Source organism: Planococcus sp. APC 3900, from assembly GCF_030407735.1.
Taxonomy (GTDB): Bacteria; Bacillota; Bacilli; order Bacillales_A; family Planococcaceae; genus Planococcus; species Planococcus notacanthi.
Genome location: NZ_JASDCT010000001.1, coordinates 345,071 through 367,008, shown reverse-complemented (window position 1 = coordinate 367,008; position 21,938 = coordinate 345,071). Strand labels below are relative to the sequence as shown.

The window sequence follows — 21,938 nt, the reverse complement described above, 5'->3', positions numbered from 1 at the left end:
CTTTTTCTATTTTCATCAAAATTTCTTCTTCGCACCCAAGCAATTCGAACAGTCTGATACACTCTCCACTCTTTTAATGGGGTTGTGTCGCAGCAATTCCGAAAAAGGAACGGGGATCGTCCGAAAACACAACCCGTTCGAAATGAGCCTGGAACCCCGCTTCCCTCAGCAGCTCTTCCCATTCCGGCATGGAAAACAAGCCGCCTTTCATGCTGTCATGCTCATGGGTCACTTTTCCGTCCCTGTCCCGCATAACGTATGCATATTCCGTTTCCAGCATATGATCTTCGGGGTCGCTGTCATAGGTCCATTCCAAATACCGCATGCCCCGTCCACCCTTGTCGACTCCTCCATGATCCGTCCGGGGTTCAAACGTTTCCGTGTACTCGTCCGGCATGATGAACAACAGGCCATCCGGTTTCAGATGCTTCTTGGCGTTTTTCATGATGGCCAGCAAATCGGCCTTATCCGTAAAATACGTAATCGCATCGTGAATGAACACCAAATCAAACTGGCGGCCAACCTCGATTGTTCGCATGTCCCCTTGCATATGCGGACAATCCGGATTGAGCTCGCGGCTGACTTCCAGGATGTCCGGCGACAAGTCCGTCAACGTCATCGAAAAATACTTTTTCAGGTAAAAGGCATTGCTGCCTCCTCCCGAACCAAATTCCAACGCTTCTTTGACTGCAGGATGATACTGTCGGATGATTTTCAGAAAAAGATGGGCTTCTTCCTCGTATTCCGTATGCGGAGACAATAACGGCCACCATGTTGCCAGTTCCTTGTACAGCTTCATGCGGACTCACCCTTCCGATTTTTCTTTTATTATATAGCGGATGGGCGGAAGTTTCGCAGAAAGTGATTTATATATTTAAAAGAAAATAGCGACTATATAAGTTGAACTAATGACTTGGAGTAGCTGATATTCCGCAAAACAGCTACGCTTTCGGGCCCACAGGATGTGGGTCATGCAGCTGGCGCGACAGGACGTCGCGACGTCAGCCGCCAAGGGCTCGCGCCCAATCCTCCTCGTCCGCTGCGCTCTCTGCGGTGTATCGGTCGTCTCGCTAAGCCGCAGGAAAGACAGTAGCCGAAGCTTGCGAGGCTACGTCTTTGCGACGAAGCAGCGAAGCGATGCAGGAGCAGTACGCTCTTCTTCGCTGTTTTGCTCCATATCTTTAGAATTTTTCTCAGATTCAAAGTAGTCTATAAAATGCTATTTCTTCAGTTCAATTTTTATAGTTTGATTAGGACTTTTAAACTATAATGAATTTAACCGGAAATTGATTTGATGATACAAAAAAAGGAGCTGGAAAATGAAAAAGACTCTTCTGTGGATCACCGGTATTGCCCTAATTTTAGTCGTTATCTGGCTCGCAACCGGATACCATACCACTCCGGAAGGCGCATTCGAGGAACTGCAGCAATCAACAGATGCGACGCTTATACCGATGGTGGATGAGAGTCATGTTGTCCTGATTGATAAAAACGGCGAACTTTCCCTTGCGCTCATGATTCCCGAACGCGGCTTCTTGATCACCACCCTTTACACAGACTTTGAAATTTCGCCTACTAATCTGAATGTCTTTGATGTGGACCTTGACCAAAATATCGCTTTTCTAAACGCACCTGGGAAGTGGGAGCATGCTTACGGTCTCCTGAAAAGTGAAGAGGTAGAACATTTAACAAATTCATGGCCGTTGGAATATGAAGCTCCCTATCCAGTCCACTCTTTGGCAGATTATTTTTCCGAATCTACTTTTGAAGATCTTATTCTCTGGGACTTCCCTCAAGAGCTGGAAAAGGACACCCTTCAGTCTTCCTTCTACTTTCTGGATGAAAATGAAATGGTAATTGAGGAAATTCAAAATGATTATACGATAGAAGAATTTCATGCAAATGAAGATGTTACTACAGACAAGGAGTGAATAAAATGACTTGGATAGAGAAAGCAAAACCCATTTGGTTTTTGATGCTTGTTGGTATTTTCACCGGTAATTTCTTGTTGTACCAGACTTCCTTCGGGCTTACGATCATGCCTGAAGAAACCCAATATGTTGTGCTGGGTTCCCTGTTGGACCTCGTTATCCTGGCGCCTCTTTTCACAATGCTTTACCTCAATAAATTCACCTTAAAAACAACGATTGCGCTTTCTGCACTCGGTTGTGTGCTGCTCCGATTCCTTATCCCTTCTTCATTGCTGGAACCATTTGAAACCATCACCTGGATCGGGATTCTGGCAGAAGGCAGCCTTGTTCTCCTGGAACTGTTGCTGATTGTGGCTTTTGTCCGGTATATGCCTAAAATTACAGCTGATGTCAAGAAAAGCCCGCTTCCGGTTGTATTTTCATTTTCACAGGCCGTTGATCGATACGTGCGCACCCATCCCATTATTCAAGTGGTCTGTTCCGAATCGCTGATGTTTTATTACGCATTCGCGAGCTGGAAAAAGGCACCGCGCTCCGGAATCACCCTGTACAAGAAATCGAGCTATATCGCCTTACAGATTATGATGATCCACGCCATCGTCATCGAAACGATCGGCATTCATTATTGGCTCCATGACAAAGCACCGATCCTCTCGATTATTTTGTTGCTGCTGAATATTTACTCGGTCATTTTCTTCTTAGCCGATATCCAGGCTCTGCGATTGAACCCGATTCATTCCGATAAAGACGCAGTCTATTTGTCACTTGGTTTAATGAAACGGGCACAAATCGATTATTCGAACGTGGAATCTATCATTGAGGACGCATCGATCCTTGAACAAAAGCTTTCCAAAGACACCATCGACTTTGCCGTACGGGATTTCGAAAAAGTCTATCCGGATTTTATTTTGAAAATGAAGACACCGCAAAAAGTCGTTTTGTTTATGGGAATTGAAAAAGAATATAATTTCGTTGCAATCAAATCCGATTCGCCAAGCGAACTTAAAGAATTGTTTAAAGAGAACGGCGCGGCAGCTACCTACCACTGAAAACGAAAAAATTTAGGATAATCATTAAAAGGAGGTGGATGAAATCGGATTGGGGATACTCAAAGTGTTTCTGCAAATCGTCTCGCTGACCTCTTTCACAGTTATTCTTGTCTCTCAGAACTTCGATTTGATGATCTATGCCTTTGGAATAATGGTCCTGTTGTTTACTGTTCTGGGTTACGAAGAACTCAACGTGAAAAAGAATGTGGGAAACGGGATCGCGATACTCAGCGCGGTCCTTATCATGGGGCTGTTTTTGGCTTTTAGCCTTGTCTAGACCCCTCACTGCCTTACATAAGAACAGCCCTCCTTATCTCAAGGAGGGCTGTTTTCATTCGACTTCTTTAACGACTGTGTACGAATACAGATCGTGTGGGAATCTGTCGCCTTCGTACGCATCGTACTGGGCGCGGTCTTTCAAATAGATGAACGGGCTGACTGTGTCGCGGTGTACCATGCGCTCCAAAATTTGTTCAGGCGTCGGTTCGCCGCCCGCTTCGTTTTGAACTTCGATCCCCATCATTCTATGTCCGATGGTCTGGCCTTTCAGCCGCATTTGCGCATATTCCAAGCCCCAGAAAATCACGGTTGGGGACACTACCGTGTACACAAAGCTGCTTTTCGTTTTTCTTTTTAATAAAGGTTCAACAGCAAACGATACGGCTGTGGAAATGGCTGTGTCGATCAGGAGTGCCTTCGTGCGTTTTTTCATCAATTCATTCATCTAATTCATCCTTCCAAAATGAGTAATAAAGTAAACGCTGACAGGACGGTCAAAGATGCTGACCATTCATACCAATAGCGTTGTTCTTCCCGGTGCGCACGCCATTCCCCGATTCCCCGAAATAAGGTCTGCAGGAAAAACAACGCCGCAAAAGGGCTGAGACGGGCAGTTAAAGAAATCCCGGCACCGTCATCTTTCATGTTGATAGCGATCAAGGCACAAACAAAGCCGACAAAAAGCGCTGCCTCAAGTACAATCCCCAAAAGGTTTCTGTCCTTCAGGAAAATGCTTCCTCCCAAGCTTTTGATGCCGCGACGTTTTCTGAGGTAGATTCCGATAAAAAGGAAATAAGCCACAAAAATTACAATGAATCCGATGATTGTGACTGAGTGCATGGAACAACCTCCAGAATAGTTTACCTCTCCATTTTGGACTTATTCCCCTTCTTTAGTCAACATTGGAAATTAAGCAGAATCTTTCAACGGCCTCTATATGGAAGACCAGTAAAATCAAAAGCTTGATTACGTTCGCGTTAATAAGTTTTATGGTTTTTCAAGCAGTCAGCTGACGGTTTGCCGGTGGATCCTTCAGGGAACCCATGAGGTAATGGAATAAGTTGAAAGAGGGGGAATGACTGTGATCTTTTTTATCGTGTGGCTGCTGTTGGTTGGCTACGCCGTTTTTCTGGCACCGGGCGGCGAGACCGACCCCATCCTGTCGAACATATTCAGCGGCAATCTTGGAGCAATCGATCCGTTGGTGCTCGCCGTCTTCAATTCGCTCGGTCTGTTTCCGATGGTGTTTCTGACGTTGCTGCTGTTGAATGATCGGCAGAAATGGCCGGCCTGGCCGTTCGCGCTTCTGTCTTTCGTTGTCGGAGCTTTCTCACTGCTGCTCTATTTTGCTTTCGGCGACCGGAAGGCTGGCAGAAAACTGCGGACGCCTCACTGGCTCGTGCGTTTTCTCGGTTCGCGCTTTTGGCTGATCCTTCTGATGCTGTCGTGGGCCGTCAATGGGCTGACGCTGCTGCAGGGTTTTTCATTCGCCGCCTACCGCGAAGCTTTTTTCGCATCTGGCCTCGTATCTGTCATGACCGTCGACTGGTTTGTGCTATGGGGATTATCCGTTTATACGACCTATCGCTTTTATCCACAAGCCAAATTCAAAGCGCTCGCCTGGATTCCGATTATCGGACCGGTGCTGGTGTTGTTTGTTAACAAGAAACACCAGACTCTTTAAAAGCACTAAAAAGGCCATTACGCTGGAAATTGCGTAATGGCCTTTTTGCAATGCTTATTGAGCTGTCATTCCGCCGTCTACCACGAACTCTGAACCCGTAGAATAGCTGGCTTCATCAGACGCCAGGAACAAGACCATATTGGAAACTTCCTCCGATTGTGCAACACGCTTCATAGGGATATGTTTGGAGAATTCCTCGACTGCCGCTTTAGTATCTTCCTGAACAACCATCGGTGTGGCGATGACGCCTGGATGGACGGAATTTACCCGGATGCCGTAGTTGGCGCACTCCATTGCTGCTGCTTTTGTCATGCCGCGGACCGCAAATTTCGTATCCGTATAGCCGATTGCCCCAGCCACCAAGCCATTCATGGAAGAAATGTTGACGATTGATCCGCCACCTGCTTTTTGCATGGATGGGATGACTGTCTTCATGCCCAAAAATACCGAAACTTGATTGATGTCAACGATGCGGCGGTATTCTTCTTCCGTCGTCTGCAAGATCGATTTTGCCATCGTAATGCCCGCATTGTTGACCAGTACGTTGACCGGACCGAACTTCTCTTCAGCCTGCGCTACTACATTTGCCCAATCTTCTGCATTGGTTACATTGTGTTTGACGAATGCAGCATGTTCTCCAAGTTCTGAAGCCAGCGCCTGCCCTTTTTCTTCATTCAAATCCGTCAAAACGACCTTCGCGCCTTCATCGATGAATTTTTTCGCGTGTGATGCTCCCATGCCTTGAGCTGCCCCTGTAATGATTGCCACTTTACCTGCTAAACGTGCCATTTTCTGTTCCTCCTAAAATTCTGCCCATAAATAAACTACATATGTAAATTAACAGAAAACCATTCTGTTTGTCCATCGAAAAGGATTCATGTCATACTTAATTCACAAGCTTGTCCATATTTCGGACATACAGGAGGATATCGCGATGAAAGGCACCGAAGATCGCCGCATCTTGCGGACACAAAAAAAACTGAAAACCGCATTAGTTGATCTCTTGAAAGAAAAATCCCTGCCACAGTTGACCATCACGGAAGTCACCAAACAGGCAGATTGCAACCGCGTTACCTTTTACTCTCATTACAAAGATTTAAATGAACTATTGGCGGCTGTCGTTGAAGAACACCTGGATGGACTGGTCAGCTATTTCCGCAAAAGTTTTCAAGGCATGGAACGCTTTTCCTCAACGGACGTACAGCGTCACCTGCCTATCTTTGAATACATCCATCAGCATCAGTTCATCTTCCGATTGATTATTACAGGTGAAGTGCTGCCGGGATCGCAGAATCAATTTTGCGAAAGCCTCGCTCAAGTGGCCGCAACCGAGCTGCGACTGGAGGAAGACAGTGATATCGAAATTCCCACGCTCAATTATTTCATGACATATGGAAGCCTCGGCTTTTTCCTTTATTGGATCAAAGAAGATTTCAAGGAGTCTCCCGAAGCCATGGCCGGAAAACTGGCGACGCTTCATGGCAAAATGTATGATGGCGCTGTTGTGGTTGAAGATGGAAAATGACAAAAAAAAGCGGTCCCGCAAGTCCCCAAAAATAAAACCACTGGAGAAAAAGGATTGATTTTTCTTCAGTGGTTTTTTCTTTGTATGCGTTTTCCCTTGAAAAGCAGCTTGCAGATGCGAGCTGCTTTCGTAGGCCAATGTCTTTTTGGATTCTATTTGAAAAAAAGAATTATTTTATTCTATTAATAGAGCTTACTGTCCAAGTTGGATGAAATACAGTCCAAATACGAAAAATACTGTCCAAACTCATGAAATACAGTCCAAACTCGGCATACTACTGTCCACGAGCTAAAATGCCTCCGGAATTTCATAATGACGGTCTTTAAAAATGCCTCGATGAGATATCTTCCTGCCAGTTAACAATTTGGAAGCGAACGATGGATAGCTGATTCCAGTAAACTCTCTGAATTTCCGATTGCCGCTGGTCGTTTTGACCCAGTTCAGGCTTTGAAGACAGAATACACCGCTTATGAATGAAACCGACAGCCACTGCAGTGATGGCAAAATAGATAAGCGATGCCTGACATTTCCGGGATCCTTTCAAGTATTTCCATTCCAGAAAGACCTGTACCCCATTCACTATCAAGAAAATAATCAATAGCCAAGAGAAAAACACTTCCAGCGAGTCCGGGAACATCGAAAACAACACAATAATTCCCGCCAGCATCACCCAGCCGTTCCAGCGTTCAAATCTTCTTACATTTATGCCCGCCCGCTCTTCCTCAGCGATGCCAAACCGCTTTCTCAAGAACATCCTTAAAAATCCAAAACCAAAAATAATGGCCAGCCAAATAATTAATATTTCCATATCGCACCTCCAAAGCCTGTGTCTATTCTACGGGCATGCCAGGTGGAAGTTCCAAAAGATTATTGAAAAGGAGCCAAATCGATCGGATGGATTCAACAGGTTATCCCCTAATCATCGAAAAAAATCGACAACAACTGAAAAAGTCATCGATTTATCCCACAAGATCTTGGATATGTGGATGGTTCGGCTCCGAAACGGGGATAACTTTGCCGTTTCGTCACTCTTATTATCTTATCCACATGTGGATAAGATTTTTTTAAATTTAAATGAAAAAACATTTCCACAATGCCATAGTTTTGGAAGTGCTGGTGTGAGAAATGAACGATGAGGGTATTTTAATGGTAGAAGAAATTATGGTCTGACCGGCATTGAAGCAATTTGATATGGGGAAAGAGGTGCACGTGATGGAGCAGAACAAAAGCGCACTGAGCCATGCAGCTTCCTGGTTTGTGAAATGGGTCCTGAACAACAAGGCGGTATCCGTACTGTTCATTATTTTGTTGATTCTGCTGAATTTATTCCTGCTTCCGAAAGTCAGTTTCATCTTTCAGCCTTTTATCGCTTTTTTTAACGTCATGGGGCTGCCGCTGGTTATGGCGGGCGTCTTGTATTACCTGCTGAATCCGCTCATCGACTGGATGGAAACGAAGAACATCTCACGTGCCGGCGGCATTTCCATCGTCTTTGTGGTGATTCTCGGATTACTGGCCTGGGGCATTGCGACTCTGATTCCAATCATTCGCGAACAGTCCCTGAGTCTGCTCGACAACTGGCAAAATTATTTGACCAGCTTCATCTCGCAAATCGACAACTTTTTCCAGAGCGATATCCTGTCACAACTGCAAATGCAGCTGACCGGAGAAGAGGACAGCTTATCCACTTCCATTACCGATCAGGCAGATGACGTTGTTGATACAACCGTTACCGGCATCGGCAGTGTCTTCGGCATCCTGTCGACCACTGTGCTGGCAATCATTACGACACCATTCATTCTTTTTTACCTGTTGAAAGACGGCCATCACCTGCCTTATCACATCATGAAGCTGGTGCCTTCCAAGATGCGGGAACATACTTACCTGCTGCTGCGCGAAATGAACCTGCAGATCAGCCAGTATATCCGCGGCCAGCTGCTCGTCGCCTTTTTCGTCGGCCTGCTGTTCTGGATCGGCTTCAGTATCATCGGCCTCGAATATGCCTTGATCCTCGCCATTACAGCCGGCGCCTTGAACCTGATTCCTTTTCTGGGGACCTTTATCGCATTCTTCCCGATTGTCATTATCGCGATAGTGCTGCATCCGCCGATTATGCTCGTCAAAGTGCTGGTTGTCTTTTTTATCGAGCAGACGCTTGAAGGCCGTGTTATCCAGCCGCTCATTCTCGGCAGCAACCTGAACATCCATCCCGTCACCATCATCGCTGTCCTGTTGACGGCTGGAAATCTCTTCGGCATACCGGGTGTCATTCTCGGAATTCCCGCTTACGCTGTCGCCAAGGTTATCCTGGTGCATTTGTTCAACTGGTACCAGACCTACACCGGCCTGTACGATGATGACTTCAATCCGGCTCCGAAGCCGCTCGTTTCCGAGAAGAAAAAGAAGAAGCAGCTGAGCCTGAAGAAGAAACTGAGATGAAAACCAAAAAGCCTAATCCCCTTTCAAAATGGGATTAGGCTTTTGATGTTAAAGTTGAAAATTACTTCAGCCGTACTTAATTTGCCAATTCAACCGGCAGAAATTCTGCCATCGACTGTTCACGCTTATCGAGCATAATCTGTTCCGGCTGGATGCCCTGCTCACGCAATGCTTTAATGTTGTGCACAAGGAATTCATCACTGCCGACAATATAGAACAATCCGTCTTTGTCTGCGGCAAGATTCTTCACTTCTTCGTAATAGTCTTTGCGGTTATCGACAAACTGCGAAGTGAATTTCTTGTCAGGTGCGGATTCAAAGACATTTGTGAACAAGAACTGTTTTGATGAATCGATATTCAGGGAATGGATTTGATTGACATTGTCAGCGCGCTCCAAATAATCAAGCACTAATGGTCTGAACGTTGCCAGGCCGACACCGGATGACAGCAGGTAAACGTTTTTGTCTTCCCGTTTCAGCGGCACATTCGAATGTGTTTTAAAGATCGCCACTTCCTGGCCGACTTCCAGATTTCTCAACGTCGCTTTAAACTCCGAACATTGCTCTTTGATGCGTGTGGTGATGCCGATTGAATTTTCATGCGGCAGCGTGGAGATCGACATGTGGCGGATCAATCCGCGGTTCGGTTTTTCCCCCGCATTAAAGCCTTCCAGCGCAAAATGGGTATGGGAACCTTCCTGCCAAGTAAAATCTTCCGGTCGGTCAAGCAGGTACGTTCTGACCTCAGGTGTTTCTTCAATGATTTTATTGATTTTTGTCCAATAAATTTGCATGATTTATTTTCCCCCTCAATTATCGTTCTCTGTATTTATCTACTATACTACGAATGATAATTGTTCTCAATTAAATTCACCTTTTTGAGAGAAGGGTAATTTTTTATTTGTAACGGTTCATTATTTCTTCCGGGATGTGGCAATAATCATCCGGACATCTGGCCAGCCGATCCTGATGCTCCACTGCACTCTTCACGTAATTGGTTAGAGGCAAGACTTCCACAGCGATCCGCTCGGAATCAGTTCTTTTATCAATAAAAGCCTGCGCTTCTTTTAAGTGGACGGGATTTTCGCTGTACAGGCCTGTCCGGTATTTCTCGCCAACATCTTCCCCTTGCTTGTTCACACTGTAAGGATCGATGATTTCAAATAAGTGCCCCATCAGTTCCTGAATGCTGACAACCGACGGATCAAATTCCGTTTTGACGCATTCCGCGTATCCGTCATAATCCTCTTCCAGCGTCTGACTCGTTCCATTCGCTCTTCCTGCTTCTGTGGATTTGACTCCGGGCAAAGTCTTCACAAAAGCTTGGACACCCCATAAACATCCGCCCGCCAAGTAAACTGTTTCCATAATCGGCTCTCCTCTTTGTATAAATTGAATTAATGTAAATATACCATTTTCCGGTGTGCAGCTTATCATTTTCATGCCGTGCTAGTCAGAAAAGACAATGTCGTACAGTCTCTTTGAATTGACGGTGTCCGCTTTACAATGGTAGATTTTGTATTACAGCAGTTTCACTGCAAAATCAAGATACAGGAAGGGGCAATTATGGTGAATTCATTCAAAGCCGTCAGAGTTAAGGAACAGGAAGACCAGGTCGTCTATGGCTTGGAGGAGATCAACACCGATCAGCTTTCTGAAGGGGATGTGCTGATCAAAGTCGCCTATTCGTCGATCAACTACAAAGATATGCTGGCAGTCCAGAAAAATTCAGGCGTTATCCGGAATTACCCGATGATTCCCGGAATCGATTTGAGCGGTACCGTCGCCGAATCAAAAGACGAGCGCTTCACAGAAGGACAGGAAGTGATCGTCACCGGCTTTGCGATGGGCATGAGCCATACCGGCGGCTTTTCAGAATATGCACGCGTCCCTGCGGAATGGATCGTGCCGATGCCGGAGAACTTAAGCTTAAAGGATGCCATGGTGTTCGGCACGGCCGGTTTCACGGCGGCCCTTTCCATTCTTGCACTTGAGAAGAACGGAATGGACGTTGCAGACAACCCGGAAATCTTGGTGACAGGCTCAACCGGAGGAGTCGGCAGCATCGCTGTGCAGATCCTCTCGAAAATCGGCTATAAAAACGTCTCCGCATTGGTGCGGAAAGAGAATCAGGTGGACGTCGCCAAAACACTCGGCGCAAATACGGTCATTTTTGCGAACGAACTGGGAGACGCTAAGAAACCACTCGCCAAGACCCGCTTCGACTTTGTCTTGGACACAGTCGGCGGAGACGTCGCTTCTGCATTGATTCCGCAGATTTCCTACGGCGGCAGCATGAGCATGTGCGGCAACGCAGGCGGCCTTCCCGTGAACACTACGGTGTTGCCGTTTATCCTGAGAGCGGTCAACCTGCTCGGCATCGATTCGGTCAGCGTTCCGATCGAGAAACGCGGCAGCATCTGGGAGAAGATGGCCAAAGACTGGAACATCACCCAAACGACGCTGGTGAAAGAAATTCCGCTTGAAGAATTGGCTGAGACGATTGACGCCATCAAGAATGGGCAGCATTTAGGGCGGACGATTGTTAAGTTGTAGGTACAGGCAATAACGGTTCTAACTAAAAAATACAAAAAGCGGAAAGGCTGACGTTGGCCTTTCCGCTTTTTCACGTTTCTTTCCAATTGTGCAATCCTCGAACCTTGCCGCTAACATACGCTGTCTTCTATTTAACTTAACCTTCTTCACTGGCAATATAGCGATACAACTTTCCTTCTACCGTATTTTCCAAAGCCAAATGCATATGAACAACCGGGATGTCTCTTAAATTCTTATCCTTCATCAACGCTTGCTCCACACTTTCTTTATCTGGAAGCGCCTGTCCTAAATAATAAAAATCGCCACCTTCATCGTCGTCTTTTTTGATGAATAGATGAAGGTCAATGTTATTTTTTGCGGCGTCTATGATGGTCTTTACTTCTGCAGACGCTAACGTACGGTTACTCCGTGTCGACCATTTGAAAATTTCTGGACTCACAAAGCCTTCTGTATATGCCACACTCGACTCTACTTCATCATTTTTATGGTAGGTAACAAAGATCGGACAGGTGCCATGCTTCGTTTTATATCCATAGATTGTAGAGCTTTCATCCCTTGTCCAATTCAATAAACGGCATGCATCTTTGCGCGTATACTTTTTATAAAGCGTCAGAGCTTGATTGCATACATAGCTTTTGCTTAACTCTTTCGCGCTCACAACCAGATCAACCAGCATTGCTCTAAAGTTTGAATTCCGCTCAAGGCTTTCTTGAATTTCTTCATTCAGTTGGATCCCCGCCGCTCCAAAGACCACAAGTGGTTTAGTGCCGTATTTTTTTCGAGGTCCCTGATTGAAAAAGCTTAAGTCCATAACCCGTTGCACCGATGCCAAGGTGTCTGGATCGGTAGAGCAGTTATGAGAACTTATGTATTGTCTATAGACTTCCATCGTGACTTGTTTGTTTTCCAGCAATAGTTCGAGCAACAGGATTTCATGCAGCCGTTTGCCGTTCAGAATTTCCAATGACAGCATCGTCAGCACCTGTTCTTCATAGCCATTTACCAAGGGATCAATTTCTTTAAGCTTCAATAAAAACTGGTGGTAGGTCGTGTATTTTTGAACAATCACCAGCGGGTCGATGGAATTGTGATGGATAAAATCCTGGAGCTGCGGAATATGCCCGATTCTGTTTTTCAACTCTACATAAGCTTCGCGAAGAATTTTCATATCGTTTAAATTGCTTCGTTTTATCGCGGAGAAGACCCGATTTTTCGCGATTTCTTCAAAATTCACAGTGGAAATCCCTTTGATGTAACTCGTGTCTTTCATTCGCCGGCGGATATTGTCTTTGTTCTGCGAACGTTCCCCGGACAACGCTACGGGAATCAAGTAATTGTTTTTGTAGTTTCCGATAAAATCGATGATTGTCACAAACTCTTTAGACCCATGCTTTCGAAGTCCACGTCCAAGCTGCTGGATAAAGATAATGCTCGATTGCGTTTGTCTCAGCATGACCACTTGGTTGACGCTTGGAATATCGATGCCTTCATTGAAAATATCCACAGTCAAAATATAATCGATGACGCCATTTTCTAACCGGTCTACTTGTAAAACGCGTTCTTCCTGCGAATGTTGGCCAGTCAAGGCAACGGTTTTTAATCCGCGCTGATTCAGTTCTCCTGAAAGTTTGATCGCTTCTTCTTTTCGGCTGCAAAACATAAGGCCTCGCACTTTGTCACCCGAATGTCCATAATAATTGATTTTCTGTAAAATGTGATCCACACGTTCTTCGGTGATCAACTTCGTAAAAACCGTCGCTTCGTCAATCACACCTTCTTCATACTCAACATCTGTTACCCCGAAATAATGAAATGGGCAAAGCATGTCTTCTTCCAGTGCTTCTTGTAAGCGAATTTCATAAGCCACATTATAATCGAATAACTCGTAGATATTAAAATCATCGCTCCGTTCAGGCGTTGCCGTCATCCCCATTAGGAACTTTGGCTGAAAATGCTCAATGACTTTTTGATACGACTTGGCTCCCGCTTTATGCACTTCATCAATCAAAATATAATCAAACGCTTGTGGGTCTAATTGCTGGAGCGTTTCTTCTTTTGAAATCGTTTGGATTGTCGCAAATAAATAACGTGCATCTGTTTGGCGAAGGTTGCCCGACAAGATCCCAAAATCTTTTTCTATTCCACCCAGAATTCGAATGAAATCAGACTTCGCTTTTTGAAGAATTTGTTCTCTATGAACAATAAACAACATTCTTTTTGGCGCAAAGTTCCGCACATCAAAAGCAGATAGATAGGTTTTCCCAGTGCCTGTCGCTGAAATAACCAACCCCTTGTCCTTTCCTGATTCACGCACTGACTGGATTTCCTGCAAAGCAGCTTTTTGCATGTTATTCGGTTTGATATTAATGGCTTCTTCCAACGGATTTTCTGTATACACTTCCGGGAATTCGGCTACATTGGTTAATTCTTTTCTGTATTCCATGGGGACATAGGATTGCTCATAATTGGTAATCCATTGTTCAGTCAGCGATTGCGCGTTTTCCCACACCTCTTCGAACTGCTGATAGAAATGAGAAACTAATTCGCCATTTTCATGGGAACTCAGTTTAATATTCCATTCATAATTCACCTTTAAAGCTTGCGCTGTTAAATTGGAACTTCCCACGATCAAGGTTTGATGCGTCTCATGCGAAAAAATATAGCCTTTTGAATGAAATCCTTTCATGCTTGATAATCGGACTTCCACATTATTTATTTTCATGAGTTCTTTAAATACTTTGGGTTGATTGAAATTCAAAAAAGTCGACGTTAAAATTCTGCCTTTGATTCCTTTTTGTTCAAGGTCCGATAAATGCGTTTTTAAAGTCGCTAAGCCACTTTCAGTCACGAAAGCTACAGAAAAGAGAAATGATTGGCAGCTATCGAGTTCCTCAACAATCGAATTCAATACGGTTTCATTTGTCTTGGTGTTGTTGATCAGTAAAGTGGGTTTAAAGCGCTCACCACTTGGTTTTCTTTGATCGATGAAACCTTTGTATAAAGAGTCTTCTAAATTCTGCAGAAAGTTCATTTTCGTCCCCCGCTTTTCCTTTAACTACTCTTCCTATTTCTGAATTTGATATGTCCGTTTCAGTTTCTGTATGGCCGGAATGTCCGCTGGCGCCCATTCCAATTGTTCAAGTTCATCCGCCTTCAACCATTGAATTTCTATATGTTCTGTTAACACCGGTGTGCCTTCAACTAGTTGGCAATAAAATGTGGTCAAATGGACGATACCAAAATCGTATTCATATACGGTATGTTCCACCTGTTCGCCAATCTCTACCCGACAATGCATTTCTTCTTGAATTTCTCTTTGCAGTGCTGATTGAGGCGTTTCAGTTTCTTCGATTTTCCCACCAGGAAATTCCCACAAGCCAGGCAAGCTTTTTTCCATTCCCCGCTGCGCACACAAAATTTTGTCACCATCTATAATTACTGCTCCAACTACACGTATATTTTTCTTCATAACAACTCTTCACCTGCTTCTCAAAATTTAAAGTGATTCTTGAAAATCAAACACTCAATTTTCTTTATTCTATCATTTTCTTTCCATTATTAACTAAACTGTATTTTGCTCCAGTCAATCAATTACCTGTAATATCCAATATTTTTTGTTACACTTAATAAAAGGCAGATCTAATATGTGTTTATCGAAAGGATTTTTAGTTTGAAAATCTATTGGCTTGTTGTTGCCATCCTATTGGTTAATTTATGTACTCTTTTGGTCAATGACTATTTCCCCGGAACACTGGCTGCGCTCGGCATACCTCCGTGGATTCTATTCGCAGTCATCGCACTTATGGTGGTGCTGAGCGGCGTGACCCTTAAACCGCAGCGAAAGAAGAAACGTTACATGATGATCTTCCCTGTTCTGATGATTGTGGTTCCATTGATTGTGCTGGCCATCTTGACATTGCTGGGCGGAGAATCCCGCAACAGCATTTCGCTCACAAGCCCTTCCCTTTGGATTGCCATTGCTGTGACGCTGTGGATTTTCTGGTTGGAGTATGTACGGGCTTCCAAAAAAGAAGCAGAGGATACATAAGCATATAAAAAGTCCAAAGAAGCTGCGATCCGCTCTTTGGCCTTTTCATATGGAGTTAAGATTCCGTTTCCAACAGCCCCTGCAATTCCTTCACGACATTCTCAGGAACCCCGGTTGTCACGCCCGCAACCAAGTTCTCCGCTGCTTTCATCAGCATGGCAGCACGGGTCTGTTCTGTCGCTGACCCGATATGCGGGAGGACGACGACCTGATCCATCTGCAGGAGCGGATTGTCCGGTGAGACCGGTTCCTGCTCGAAAACGTCGAGTCCCGCTCCGGAAATCTCCCCTTTTTCCAAAGCTTCGATCAAGGCTTTTTCATCCACCACTGCCCCTCTGGCGCAATTGATCAAAATCGCGCTGTCTCTCATCGTTTCAAACTGTTTTTCTCCCATCAAATGATGCGTTTCAGGTGTCAGTGGCACAATCAGCACGACGAAATCGGATTTTTCCAAGATGTTTTCCAGATCGCTGTAGGCGATGCCATACTTCTCTTCGAGTTCAGGTTTCGGAGTCCTGCTGTTATAGAGGACCTCCATTTCAAAGCCGAGCCTTGCCCGTCTGACAATCTTTTCCCCGATGCGGCCCATGCCGACAATGCCCATCGTCGCGTGATGCACGTCGGTGCCGAAGAATTGCCGGGAATCCCTTTGCTTTCCCCATTTTCCTTGTTTGACGAAATTGTTCAGCTCCGGTACCCGCCTTGCTGTGGCAAGCACCAGGCTGAAAGCCAGATCTGCTACCGTTTCATCCAGTACGAATGGCGTATGCGTGCCGAGTACCCGGTGTTGCTTCATGGCTTCCAGATCAAAAGAATCGTAGCCGACCGCTGAATTGCTGATGACTTTTAACTTCGGCGCCTGCTCCAGCAATTCATTCGTCACGGATGCATTTTGCACGAGCACCCCTTCCGCGTCCTTTAGCTCTTCAATCAAGACATCCTGCGGGATCTTTCCTTTTCCTTCCCACTTCCGGTAATCACAATGCTTGCCTATATATGCTTCCACTTCTTTTGAGACTGGCCGTGCAAGATAAACTTTGGGTTTCATATGGATTCTCCTTCATTGAATAAAATTATTCACTTAGTTATATGAATATTATAACAATGATAGAATGGAATAAGTTACGAAAGGATGAGATCGATGGAAAAAGACAAGAAATTCAAAGTAGCCGTCGTCCAAGCCGGCTCTGAAATCATGGACAAGGAAAAAGGCGTGTTGAAGACGGTTCGGTTAATCGAAGAAGCTGGAGCGCAAGGCGCAAAGATCATTGTTTTCCCTGAAGCGTTCATCCCCGCCTATCCGCGCGGCATGTCATTCGGTGCCGTCGTCGGCAGCCGCTCCCCGGAAGGCCGCAAAGATTTCCGGCGCTATTGGGATAATTCCATTACCGTACCAGGCCCTGAAACAGAAACAATCGGCAAAGCGGCGAAGCAAGCAGATGCCTATGTTGTCATCGGCGTCATCGAAAAAGATACAGCCGGCAGCCAGGGTACTTTGTATTGCACCGCCCTGTTTTTCGGACCCGATGGCGAACTGCTCGGCAAGCACCGAAAACTCAAACCGACGGGGTCCGAACGCTTGATCTGGGGCCAGGGAGACGGCAGCACGTTGCCGGTCTTTGATACACCGTACGGACGCCTCGGTGCTTTGATCTGCTGGGAAAATTATATGCCTTTGGCGCGTGCCGCCATGTACGAAAAAGGGATTCAGATCTATGTCATGCCCACTGCCGATGCGCGTGACACATGGACAGCCACCGTTCGCCATGTGGCTGCAGAAGGCCGCTGCTTCGTGCTGTCCTGCAACCAGTATTCGACAAAATCCATGTATCCGGAAGAAATCACTTCCCGCGAGGAATTCAAAAAGCTGCCCGAAGAAATGTCCCGCGGCGGCAGCTGCATCGCCGGTCCTCTGGGTGAACTGATCGTTGAACCGGTATACGGAGAAGAAGCGATCCTATACGCGGAACTCGACCTGGATCAAATCGCTGAAAGCCAGTTCGACTTTGACGTATCCGGCCATTATTCACGTCCGGATGTTTTTCAGCTGACGGTGAATGAGAAGGAGCAGACGAATTCAATATGGAATAAATAAGATGAAGAAGGTGAGCTAATGGATATGGACAACAAGATCACCCGAAGAAATCCCGGAGGCATGCCCGATCCCGTCGGCAATTACACGCATATCACTAAAATCCCCAGAAACGCAGAGCTGTATGTGACCTCCGGACAAATCGGCACCGGATCAACCGGAGAACTGCCAGAGAGCTTCAATCTGCAGCTCACCAATACGTTCGATAACATCAAAAAAGTTTTGCAGGCAGAACAGCTCAGCGCGGAAAATATCATTAAAGTTAACATATGGGCGACAGAAAAGATTGATTGGGACTTTATGTATACCGAATGGTCGCAGTTGTTCGGCGAAGACTACCCTGCAATGACGATCGGATATCTTACGGAATTAGGCTTGCCGGAAATCAAAGTTGAAATAGAGATTTGGGCGGCTAAAATTTAGGGCTTTTCGTCTCTCATGCTACAATCTCCTGAAAAGCCCAGCTGGGACGGCGATCAACCGCTCCAGCTGGGCTTTTCCAGGTTTACGAAAATGAAGTTTTTCTGAACCAATTTGTTTAAAGAAGCACTTTCATTTCCTTCGCTTTAATGAATGATTCCAGCTTTCCCACAGTTGCCGCCTCTCTTCATTCTTCTCTCGGCAAACTAAACAGCCCCTGCATTTCGCTATAGCGGTTGGCCAGACGCCCGAGCGGCTTCAGCTTTTCCAGATCGACTTTGTAGTTGCCGAGGTAGTAATCGTCTTTGATGTGGTAATGGACAATCCTGCCAAGAATGAGGTGGTCGCTGCCGAGTTCGATAATGCGATCAAGTTCCAGTTCGAAGGAAATGGGCGCTTCCCCGACACGCGGTGGAACGACCGATACGCTGTCAGCGGCGGTCACACCGGCGGCTTCGAATTCATCCACGTCACTGGGGAAATTTTTGGCGCTTTCGTGCATTTCGTTGCCCAGTTCGGTATTGACGATGTTGATGACATACTGCTTTTGCGAGCGGATATTTTCCAGTGTGTCCTTGATGGTGCCTTCCCGTTCCCCGACACCCGGCCCGACCGAGATGCACAGCATGGGCGGATTACGGGAAGCGACGGTGAAAAAGCTGAACGGCGCAAGGTTGCGCTGCCCTTCCGCATCGATGCTCGAAACCCAGGCAATGGCACGGGGCACGACGGAACCGGACATCAATTTATAAGCTTGCTGTGTATCGATTTCCCTCAGGTCTATATTCATGCGAATTCCTCCATTTGAAGTTCGTGGGCGTTACTTTCAAGTTTCCCGGTTCTGCTTTTCTTTTTTCACGATGGCCATCGCCATAAGCAGCAGCACAATGACAGCTGCGAGCATAAGCGCCAGGAACAGCCAGCCGAATGTGAAGGTGCCGGTGACATCGACGATATAGCCGAACAATGGCGGGCCGATGACGACGCCCCATGAACCGAGCATCAGGCTGAAACCGCTGGCGATGCCTGCCTGCTGAATCGGCACCAGCTCCGTTGCAGCATTCATCCAGATGCCGTTGAAGCCGGAGATGCAGAAACCGAACACCACCGTGATCGGCACCATTACCCAAAACGAAGTTCCATGCGGCAGCTGGCTGATGACCAGTGAAGTCAGAATCGACAAGGATGCGATGATGACCAAGACGATGATCCGCTTGCCGGCAAATAAATTATCGCTGATGATCCCCCAAGCAACGCGCCCGAACGATCCGCTGACTTCGGAAATGACCAGCAGCATGCCCGCAAGCACCAAACTGATGCCCAGGTGTTCATAGGCGAACAGCACAATGTAAGTGTTCAAAATAAGCTGGCTCCCGCTCAGCCCCATCGCGGCCAGGCTGACCAGCACCAACGGCTTTTCCTTGAACATTTGAACGATCGAAGCAAGCAAACGAGCCGGTTTTTCCGTGCCGACATTCTCTGCGGCGGGAGGGTCCTGATAGAACTTCCAGGCAAGAATGCCGGTGATGATCAACAACGCGCAGGCGCCGAACAGCACCGGTCGCCAGCCCCAGGCTACCGCAGCCGGGAGCATCAAGAGGGCGGCGAGGGCGGAACCGAGCGTGACACCCATCTGCTTGATGCCCATGGCGGTTCCACGCTTTTCGGCGAACCAGTAGATGATGCCTTTATTGGACGTCGGGTGCATGGTCCCATAGCCAACTCCGCCGAGCACCACCAGGAACAGCACCACCGCATAAATCGAAGTGACGGTCATGAGGATGAAAGACAGTCCCAGACACAAAGACAAAAGAAAGAGCAGTTTTTTTGAGCCGATCCGGTCGGCCATAAAGCCGGCCGGAATCGCCACCAAAGACTGCCCCAGAAATAATGCTGCCGGAAGCATGCCGATCTGCGCTTTGGTCAGCGTCAAATCTTCTCCAATCAGCACTCCCAATGGCGCAAGGCTTCGGCCGACAAATGCCACCATAATCTGGGCAATCAGCAGCCAAGTGAGCATGCGCCACGGGTTGATATTCACGATTGCGTTATCTTGAACAAGGGTTTTATTCATGCGCAGTCATCTCTTTTTACTGGTCTCCAACAGAAAACCCTTTCCGTCAGGCCAAGTCGATTTTCTTCAAGTCTTCCGCTTCTTCCTCTGTTACAGTCACCGGCACCAGGTAAGAGCCGACCACCGCGATCAGGAAGTTGGCAGCCAGGCCAATGACGCCGCCGTGGACGCCGAATACTGTTTTATGGCCGGTCCACGTAAGGACGCCGGCAATGACTGCCCCGACAAGCATGCCCCAGAATACCGGAGACGCAGACATTCGTTTCCAGTACAACCCGAGCACAAATGCAGGGAACACCTGAACCAGCAGCTCGAATTTCAGGACGAAAATTTCATACAGCGTCGCCGGCGGATACCAGGCGATCCACAGCAGAATCCCAACAGCCAGGACACCGGTGACTTTACCGACCAGCACTTTTTTGCGTTCCGGTGCATTCGGGTTGATGAAGCGGCTGTAAATGTCGTTTGATACAATCGATGAGAAACTGAGCAGCACGGAATCGGCGGTAGAGACGATCGCTGCGACAATCGCACCGAAGAAAATGATCATGATCCAATAAAAGAAGCCATTGATGCCGGCAATTTCATTGGCCATCATACCGACGAGTTGCTCCGATCCTGCAACATCCAAATTCGGAATCAGCGCGATCCCTAAAATTCCGATGACGAAAACCAGTCCGGTCGTAATCGGCGGCATCCATGCCATACGGGAGAACGAACGCTTCAACGTCCGTTCGCTTTCAGCAGCGAAAATCCGCTGGACGGCATGCGGATAGATGGCGGCGCCAAAACCGACGAGCAGGATCATGCTCAGCCAGTTGACCGAGGTCATCATATCCGGAACACCAAGCTTGGCAGGTTCCGTTTCAGCGATGAACTGTGTGGCCCCTGCAAAGTTTCCGCCAACCAGATAAACGGCTCCGATGAGGAAAATTACGATCCCCACCATCAGCACCAGTCCCTGCATGACGTCTGTGAAAGCAACTGCCTTCATGCCGCCGAGCCATTCGTAGATCAGCATAACCAGGACAAAAGCAATCACGGCAACCTGATACGGAATGGTTCCGCCGGTCAGGCTTGAGGCCGCCTGTCCGATTGCCACCAGCTGTTCAAGCAGGTAATTGCCCAGTCCCCAGAGCATCAACAGGACAGCGAGAATGGTCACTGCCTTTGATTTGAAGCGATATGTAATCCAGTCCGCCGGTGTGATGAAGTTCAGCCGTTTGGACACCACATACAGCCTCGGTGCAAACAGTAAATACACCCCGATGATAATGGTCATGAACGTGATGGACTGCAGCCAGGCAAAACCGGTCCGGTAAGCGGTCGGGGCATAGCCGATGATGGTGTTGCCGCTGTATTGCGTCGCGTACAGTGTGAAGAACAAAGCGATAAAGCCGAGATTTTTTCCGGCCAGGTAGTAGTTGCTCATGCTGTCATGAAGCGTCTTATCGCCGCGCCCCGAGAAATACCCGATCAGCAGCATGATGACGGCATAGGCAGACAAGATCAGGACACCGTCCAAACCCGAAAAGACTAGTTCATTCATTTAGCTTCCCCCTCTTCTCCTCTTCTTCCTCGTCCTCCACGATGTTCCATTGTTTCAATGTCGCCCAGCTCAAGTAAGCGCAGAGTAAGAGAGAAAAACCGACAATAATCCACGCCCAGTAGGGAATCCCTAAAATCAGCGGCTCATAGGATCCGACCGGCATATACCATGGAACGTTGCCGAGCACGATTAAGACGAGAACAACCCAGATCCATTTTTTGCGGATCGGTTCTTTGATTGATTTATGGTTCATATGATAGCCCCTTTTCTGCGTACTTAAATTTAATGAGTGC

The 21,938-nt window shown here is 46.9% G+C and carries 24 protein-coding genes; 10 read left to right on the top strand and 14 right to left on the bottom strand.

Annotated features, from left to right (window positions below):
- Positions 1-73: 73 nt before the first annotated feature.
- On the bottom strand, positions 74-799 hold the full coding sequence (locus QMA04_RS01850) for a class I SAM-dependent methyltransferase (RefSeq protein ID WP_191714791.1): 726 nt from the start codon (positions 797-799) through the stop codon (positions 74-76).
- Positions 800-1,319: 520 nt separating this feature from the next.
- Here QMA04_RS01850 and QMA04_RS01845 point away from each other — a divergent pair.
- Genes QMA04_RS01845 through QMA04_RS01835 form a run of 3 tightly spaced genes read left to right on the top strand, consistent with a single transcriptional unit; the run spans position 1,320 to position 3,257 of the window.
- Complete coding sequence (locus QMA04_RS01845) at positions 1,320-1,931, top strand: hypothetical protein (protein WP_290183780.1); 612 nt, start codon at positions 1,320-1,322, stop codon at positions 1,929-1,931.
- A 5-nt stretch (positions 1,932-1,936) separates the two neighbouring features.
- Complete coding sequence (locus QMA04_RS01840; RefSeq protein WP_203340156.1) at positions 1,937-2,980, top strand: beta-carotene 15,15'-monooxygenase; 1,044 nt, start codon at positions 1,937-1,939, stop codon at positions 2,978-2,980.
- A gap of 49 nt (positions 2,981-3,029) precedes the next feature.
- Positions 3,030-3,257 carry a hypothetical protein gene (locus tag QMA04_RS01835; protein WP_290183779.1) on the top strand — a complete coding sequence of 76 codons (228 nt, stop codon included), beginning with the start codon at positions 3,030-3,032 and terminating at the stop codon, positions 3,255-3,257.
- A gap of 54 nt (positions 3,258-3,311) precedes the next feature.
- Here QMA04_RS01835 and QMA04_RS01830 read toward each other — a convergent pair whose 3' ends face one another.
- A complete protein-coding gene (locus QMA04_RS01830; protein WP_191714787.1) occupies positions 3,312-3,704 on the bottom strand; it encodes an RDD family protein in 393 nt (130 codons plus the stop codon).
- 5 nt (positions 3,705-3,709) lie between these two features.
- Positions 3,710-4,099, bottom strand: coding sequence for a DUF4181 domain-containing protein (locus QMA04_RS01825; RefSeq protein ID WP_290183778.1), 390 nt, complete (start codon positions 4,097-4,099; stop codon positions 3,710-3,712).
- A 235-nt stretch (positions 4,100-4,334) separates the two neighbouring features.
- Between QMA04_RS01825 and QMA04_RS01820 the strand changes: the two genes are divergently transcribed.
- Positions 4,335-4,943, top strand: coding sequence for a hypothetical protein (locus QMA04_RS01820; RefSeq protein ID WP_290183777.1), 609 nt, complete (start codon positions 4,335-4,337; stop codon positions 4,941-4,943).
- 54 nt (positions 4,944-4,997) lie between these two features.
- Here QMA04_RS01820 and QMA04_RS01815 read toward each other — a convergent pair whose 3' ends face one another.
- Complete coding sequence (locus QMA04_RS01815; protein ID WP_290183776.1) at positions 4,998-5,732, bottom strand: glucose 1-dehydrogenase; 735 nt, start codon at positions 5,730-5,732, stop codon at positions 4,998-5,000.
- Between the two features lie 145 nt (positions 5,733-5,877).
- Here QMA04_RS01815 and QMA04_RS01810 point away from each other — a divergent pair, with 145 nt between their 5' ends.
- Positions 5,878-6,468 carry a TetR/AcrR family transcriptional regulator gene (locus QMA04_RS01810; protein ID WP_290183775.1) on the top strand — a complete coding sequence of 197 codons (591 nt, stop codon included), beginning with the start codon at positions 5,878-5,880 and terminating at the stop codon, positions 6,466-6,468.
- Between the two features lie 322 nt (positions 6,469-6,790).
- Here the strand turns inward: QMA04_RS01810 and QMA04_RS01805 are convergent, their stop codons facing one another.
- Positions 6,791-7,276: a hypothetical protein gene (locus QMA04_RS01805; RefSeq protein WP_290183774.1), complete on the bottom strand. Its 486-nt coding sequence runs from the start codon at positions 7,274-7,276 to the stop codon at positions 6,791-6,793.
- A 404-nt stretch (positions 7,277-7,680) separates the two neighbouring features.
- Here QMA04_RS01805 and QMA04_RS01800 point away from each other — a divergent pair, with 404 nt between their 5' ends.
- Positions 7,681-8,907: an AI-2E family transporter gene (locus QMA04_RS01800; protein ID WP_290183773.1), complete on the top strand. Its 1,227-nt coding sequence runs from the start codon at positions 7,681-7,683 to the stop codon at positions 8,905-8,907.
- Positions 8,908-8,983: 76 nt separating this feature from the next.
- Here the strand turns inward: QMA04_RS01800 and QMA04_RS01795 are convergent, their stop codons facing one another.
- Both QMA04_RS01795 and QMA04_RS01790 read right to left on the bottom strand, forming a co-directional pair.
- The gene (locus tag QMA04_RS01795) at positions 8,984-9,700 is read right to left on the bottom strand and encodes an FAD-dependent oxidoreductase (protein WP_191714780.1); all 717 of its coding nucleotides are present in this window, start codon (positions 9,698-9,700) and stop codon (positions 8,984-8,986) included.
- Positions 9,701-9,803: 103 nt separating this feature from the next.
- On the bottom strand, positions 9,804-10,274 hold the full coding sequence (locus QMA04_RS01790) for a peptide-methionine (S)-S-oxide reductase (protein WP_290183772.1): 471 nt from the start codon (positions 10,272-10,274) through the stop codon (positions 9,804-9,806).
- A gap of 201 nt (positions 10,275-10,475) precedes the next feature.
- Here QMA04_RS01790 and QMA04_RS01785 point away from each other — a divergent pair, with 201 nt between their 5' ends.
- Positions 10,476-11,462, top strand: coding sequence for a YhdH/YhfP family quinone oxidoreductase (locus tag QMA04_RS01785; protein WP_290184024.1), 987 nt, complete (start codon positions 10,476-10,478; stop codon positions 11,460-11,462).
- Between the two features lie 136 nt (positions 11,463-11,598).
- Here the strand turns inward: QMA04_RS01785 and QMA04_RS01780 are convergent, their stop codons facing one another.
- Both QMA04_RS01780 and QMA04_RS01775 read right to left on the bottom strand, forming a co-directional pair.
- Entirely contained in the window at positions 11,599-14,493 is a 2,895-nt protein-coding gene (locus tag QMA04_RS01780; RefSeq protein ID WP_290183771.1) for a DEAD/DEAH box helicase, read from the bottom strand.
- A 33-nt stretch (positions 14,494-14,526) separates the two neighbouring features.
- Complete coding sequence (locus QMA04_RS01775) at positions 14,527-14,931, bottom strand: (deoxy)nucleoside triphosphate pyrophosphohydrolase (protein ID WP_290183770.1); 405 nt, start codon at positions 14,929-14,931, stop codon at positions 14,527-14,529.
- A gap of 201 nt (positions 14,932-15,132) precedes the next feature.
- Between QMA04_RS01775 and QMA04_RS01770 the strand changes: the two genes are divergently transcribed.
- A complete protein-coding gene (locus tag QMA04_RS01770) occupies positions 15,133-15,510 on the top strand; it encodes a hypothetical protein (protein ID WP_290183769.1) in 378 nt (125 codons plus the stop codon).
- Between the two features lie 55 nt (positions 15,511-15,565).
- On the opposite strand, the gene QMA04_RS01765 is transcribed toward QMA04_RS01770, so the two are convergent.
- Complete coding sequence (locus QMA04_RS01765; RefSeq protein ID WP_290183768.1) at positions 15,566-16,558, bottom strand: 2-hydroxyacid dehydrogenase; 993 nt, start codon at positions 16,556-16,558, stop codon at positions 15,566-15,568.
- A 93-nt stretch (positions 16,559-16,651) separates the two neighbouring features.
- Between QMA04_RS01765 and QMA04_RS01760 the strand changes: the two genes are divergently transcribed.
- Complete coding sequence (locus QMA04_RS01760) at positions 16,652-17,605, top strand: carbon-nitrogen hydrolase family protein (RefSeq protein WP_290183767.1); 954 nt, start codon at positions 16,652-16,654, stop codon at positions 17,603-17,605.
- Between the two features lie 24 nt (positions 17,606-17,629).
- On the top strand, positions 17,630-18,025 hold the full coding sequence (locus QMA04_RS01755; RefSeq protein ID WP_290184023.1) for a RidA family protein: 396 nt from the start codon (positions 17,630-17,632) through the stop codon (positions 18,023-18,025).
- A gap of 184 nt (positions 18,026-18,209) precedes the next feature.
- On the opposite strand, the gene QMA04_RS01750 is transcribed toward QMA04_RS01755, so the two are convergent.
- The 4 genes from QMA04_RS01750 to QMA04_RS01735 are packed head-to-tail and all read right to left on the bottom strand — an operon-like array spanning position 18,210 to position 21,898.
- Complete coding sequence (locus tag QMA04_RS01750) at positions 18,210-18,812, bottom strand: flavin reductase family protein (protein ID WP_290183766.1); 603 nt, start codon at positions 18,810-18,812, stop codon at positions 18,210-18,212.
- A gap of 36 nt (positions 18,813-18,848) precedes the next feature.
- A complete protein-coding gene (locus QMA04_RS01745) occupies positions 18,849-20,096 on the bottom strand; it encodes an MFS transporter (RefSeq protein WP_290183765.1) in 1,248 nt (415 codons plus the stop codon).
- A gap of 46 nt (positions 20,097-20,142) precedes the next feature.
- Entirely contained in the window at positions 20,143-21,645 is a 1,503-nt protein-coding gene (locus QMA04_RS01740; RefSeq protein ID WP_290183764.1) for a sodium:solute symporter family protein, read from the bottom strand.
- On the bottom strand, positions 21,638-21,898 hold the full coding sequence (locus tag QMA04_RS01735) for a hypothetical protein (protein WP_290183763.1): 261 nt from the start codon (positions 21,896-21,898) through the stop codon (positions 21,638-21,640). The genes QMA04_RS01740 and QMA04_RS01735 overlap by 8 nt, the downstream gene beginning before the upstream one ends.
- Positions 21,899-21,938: the final 40 nt, after the last annotated feature.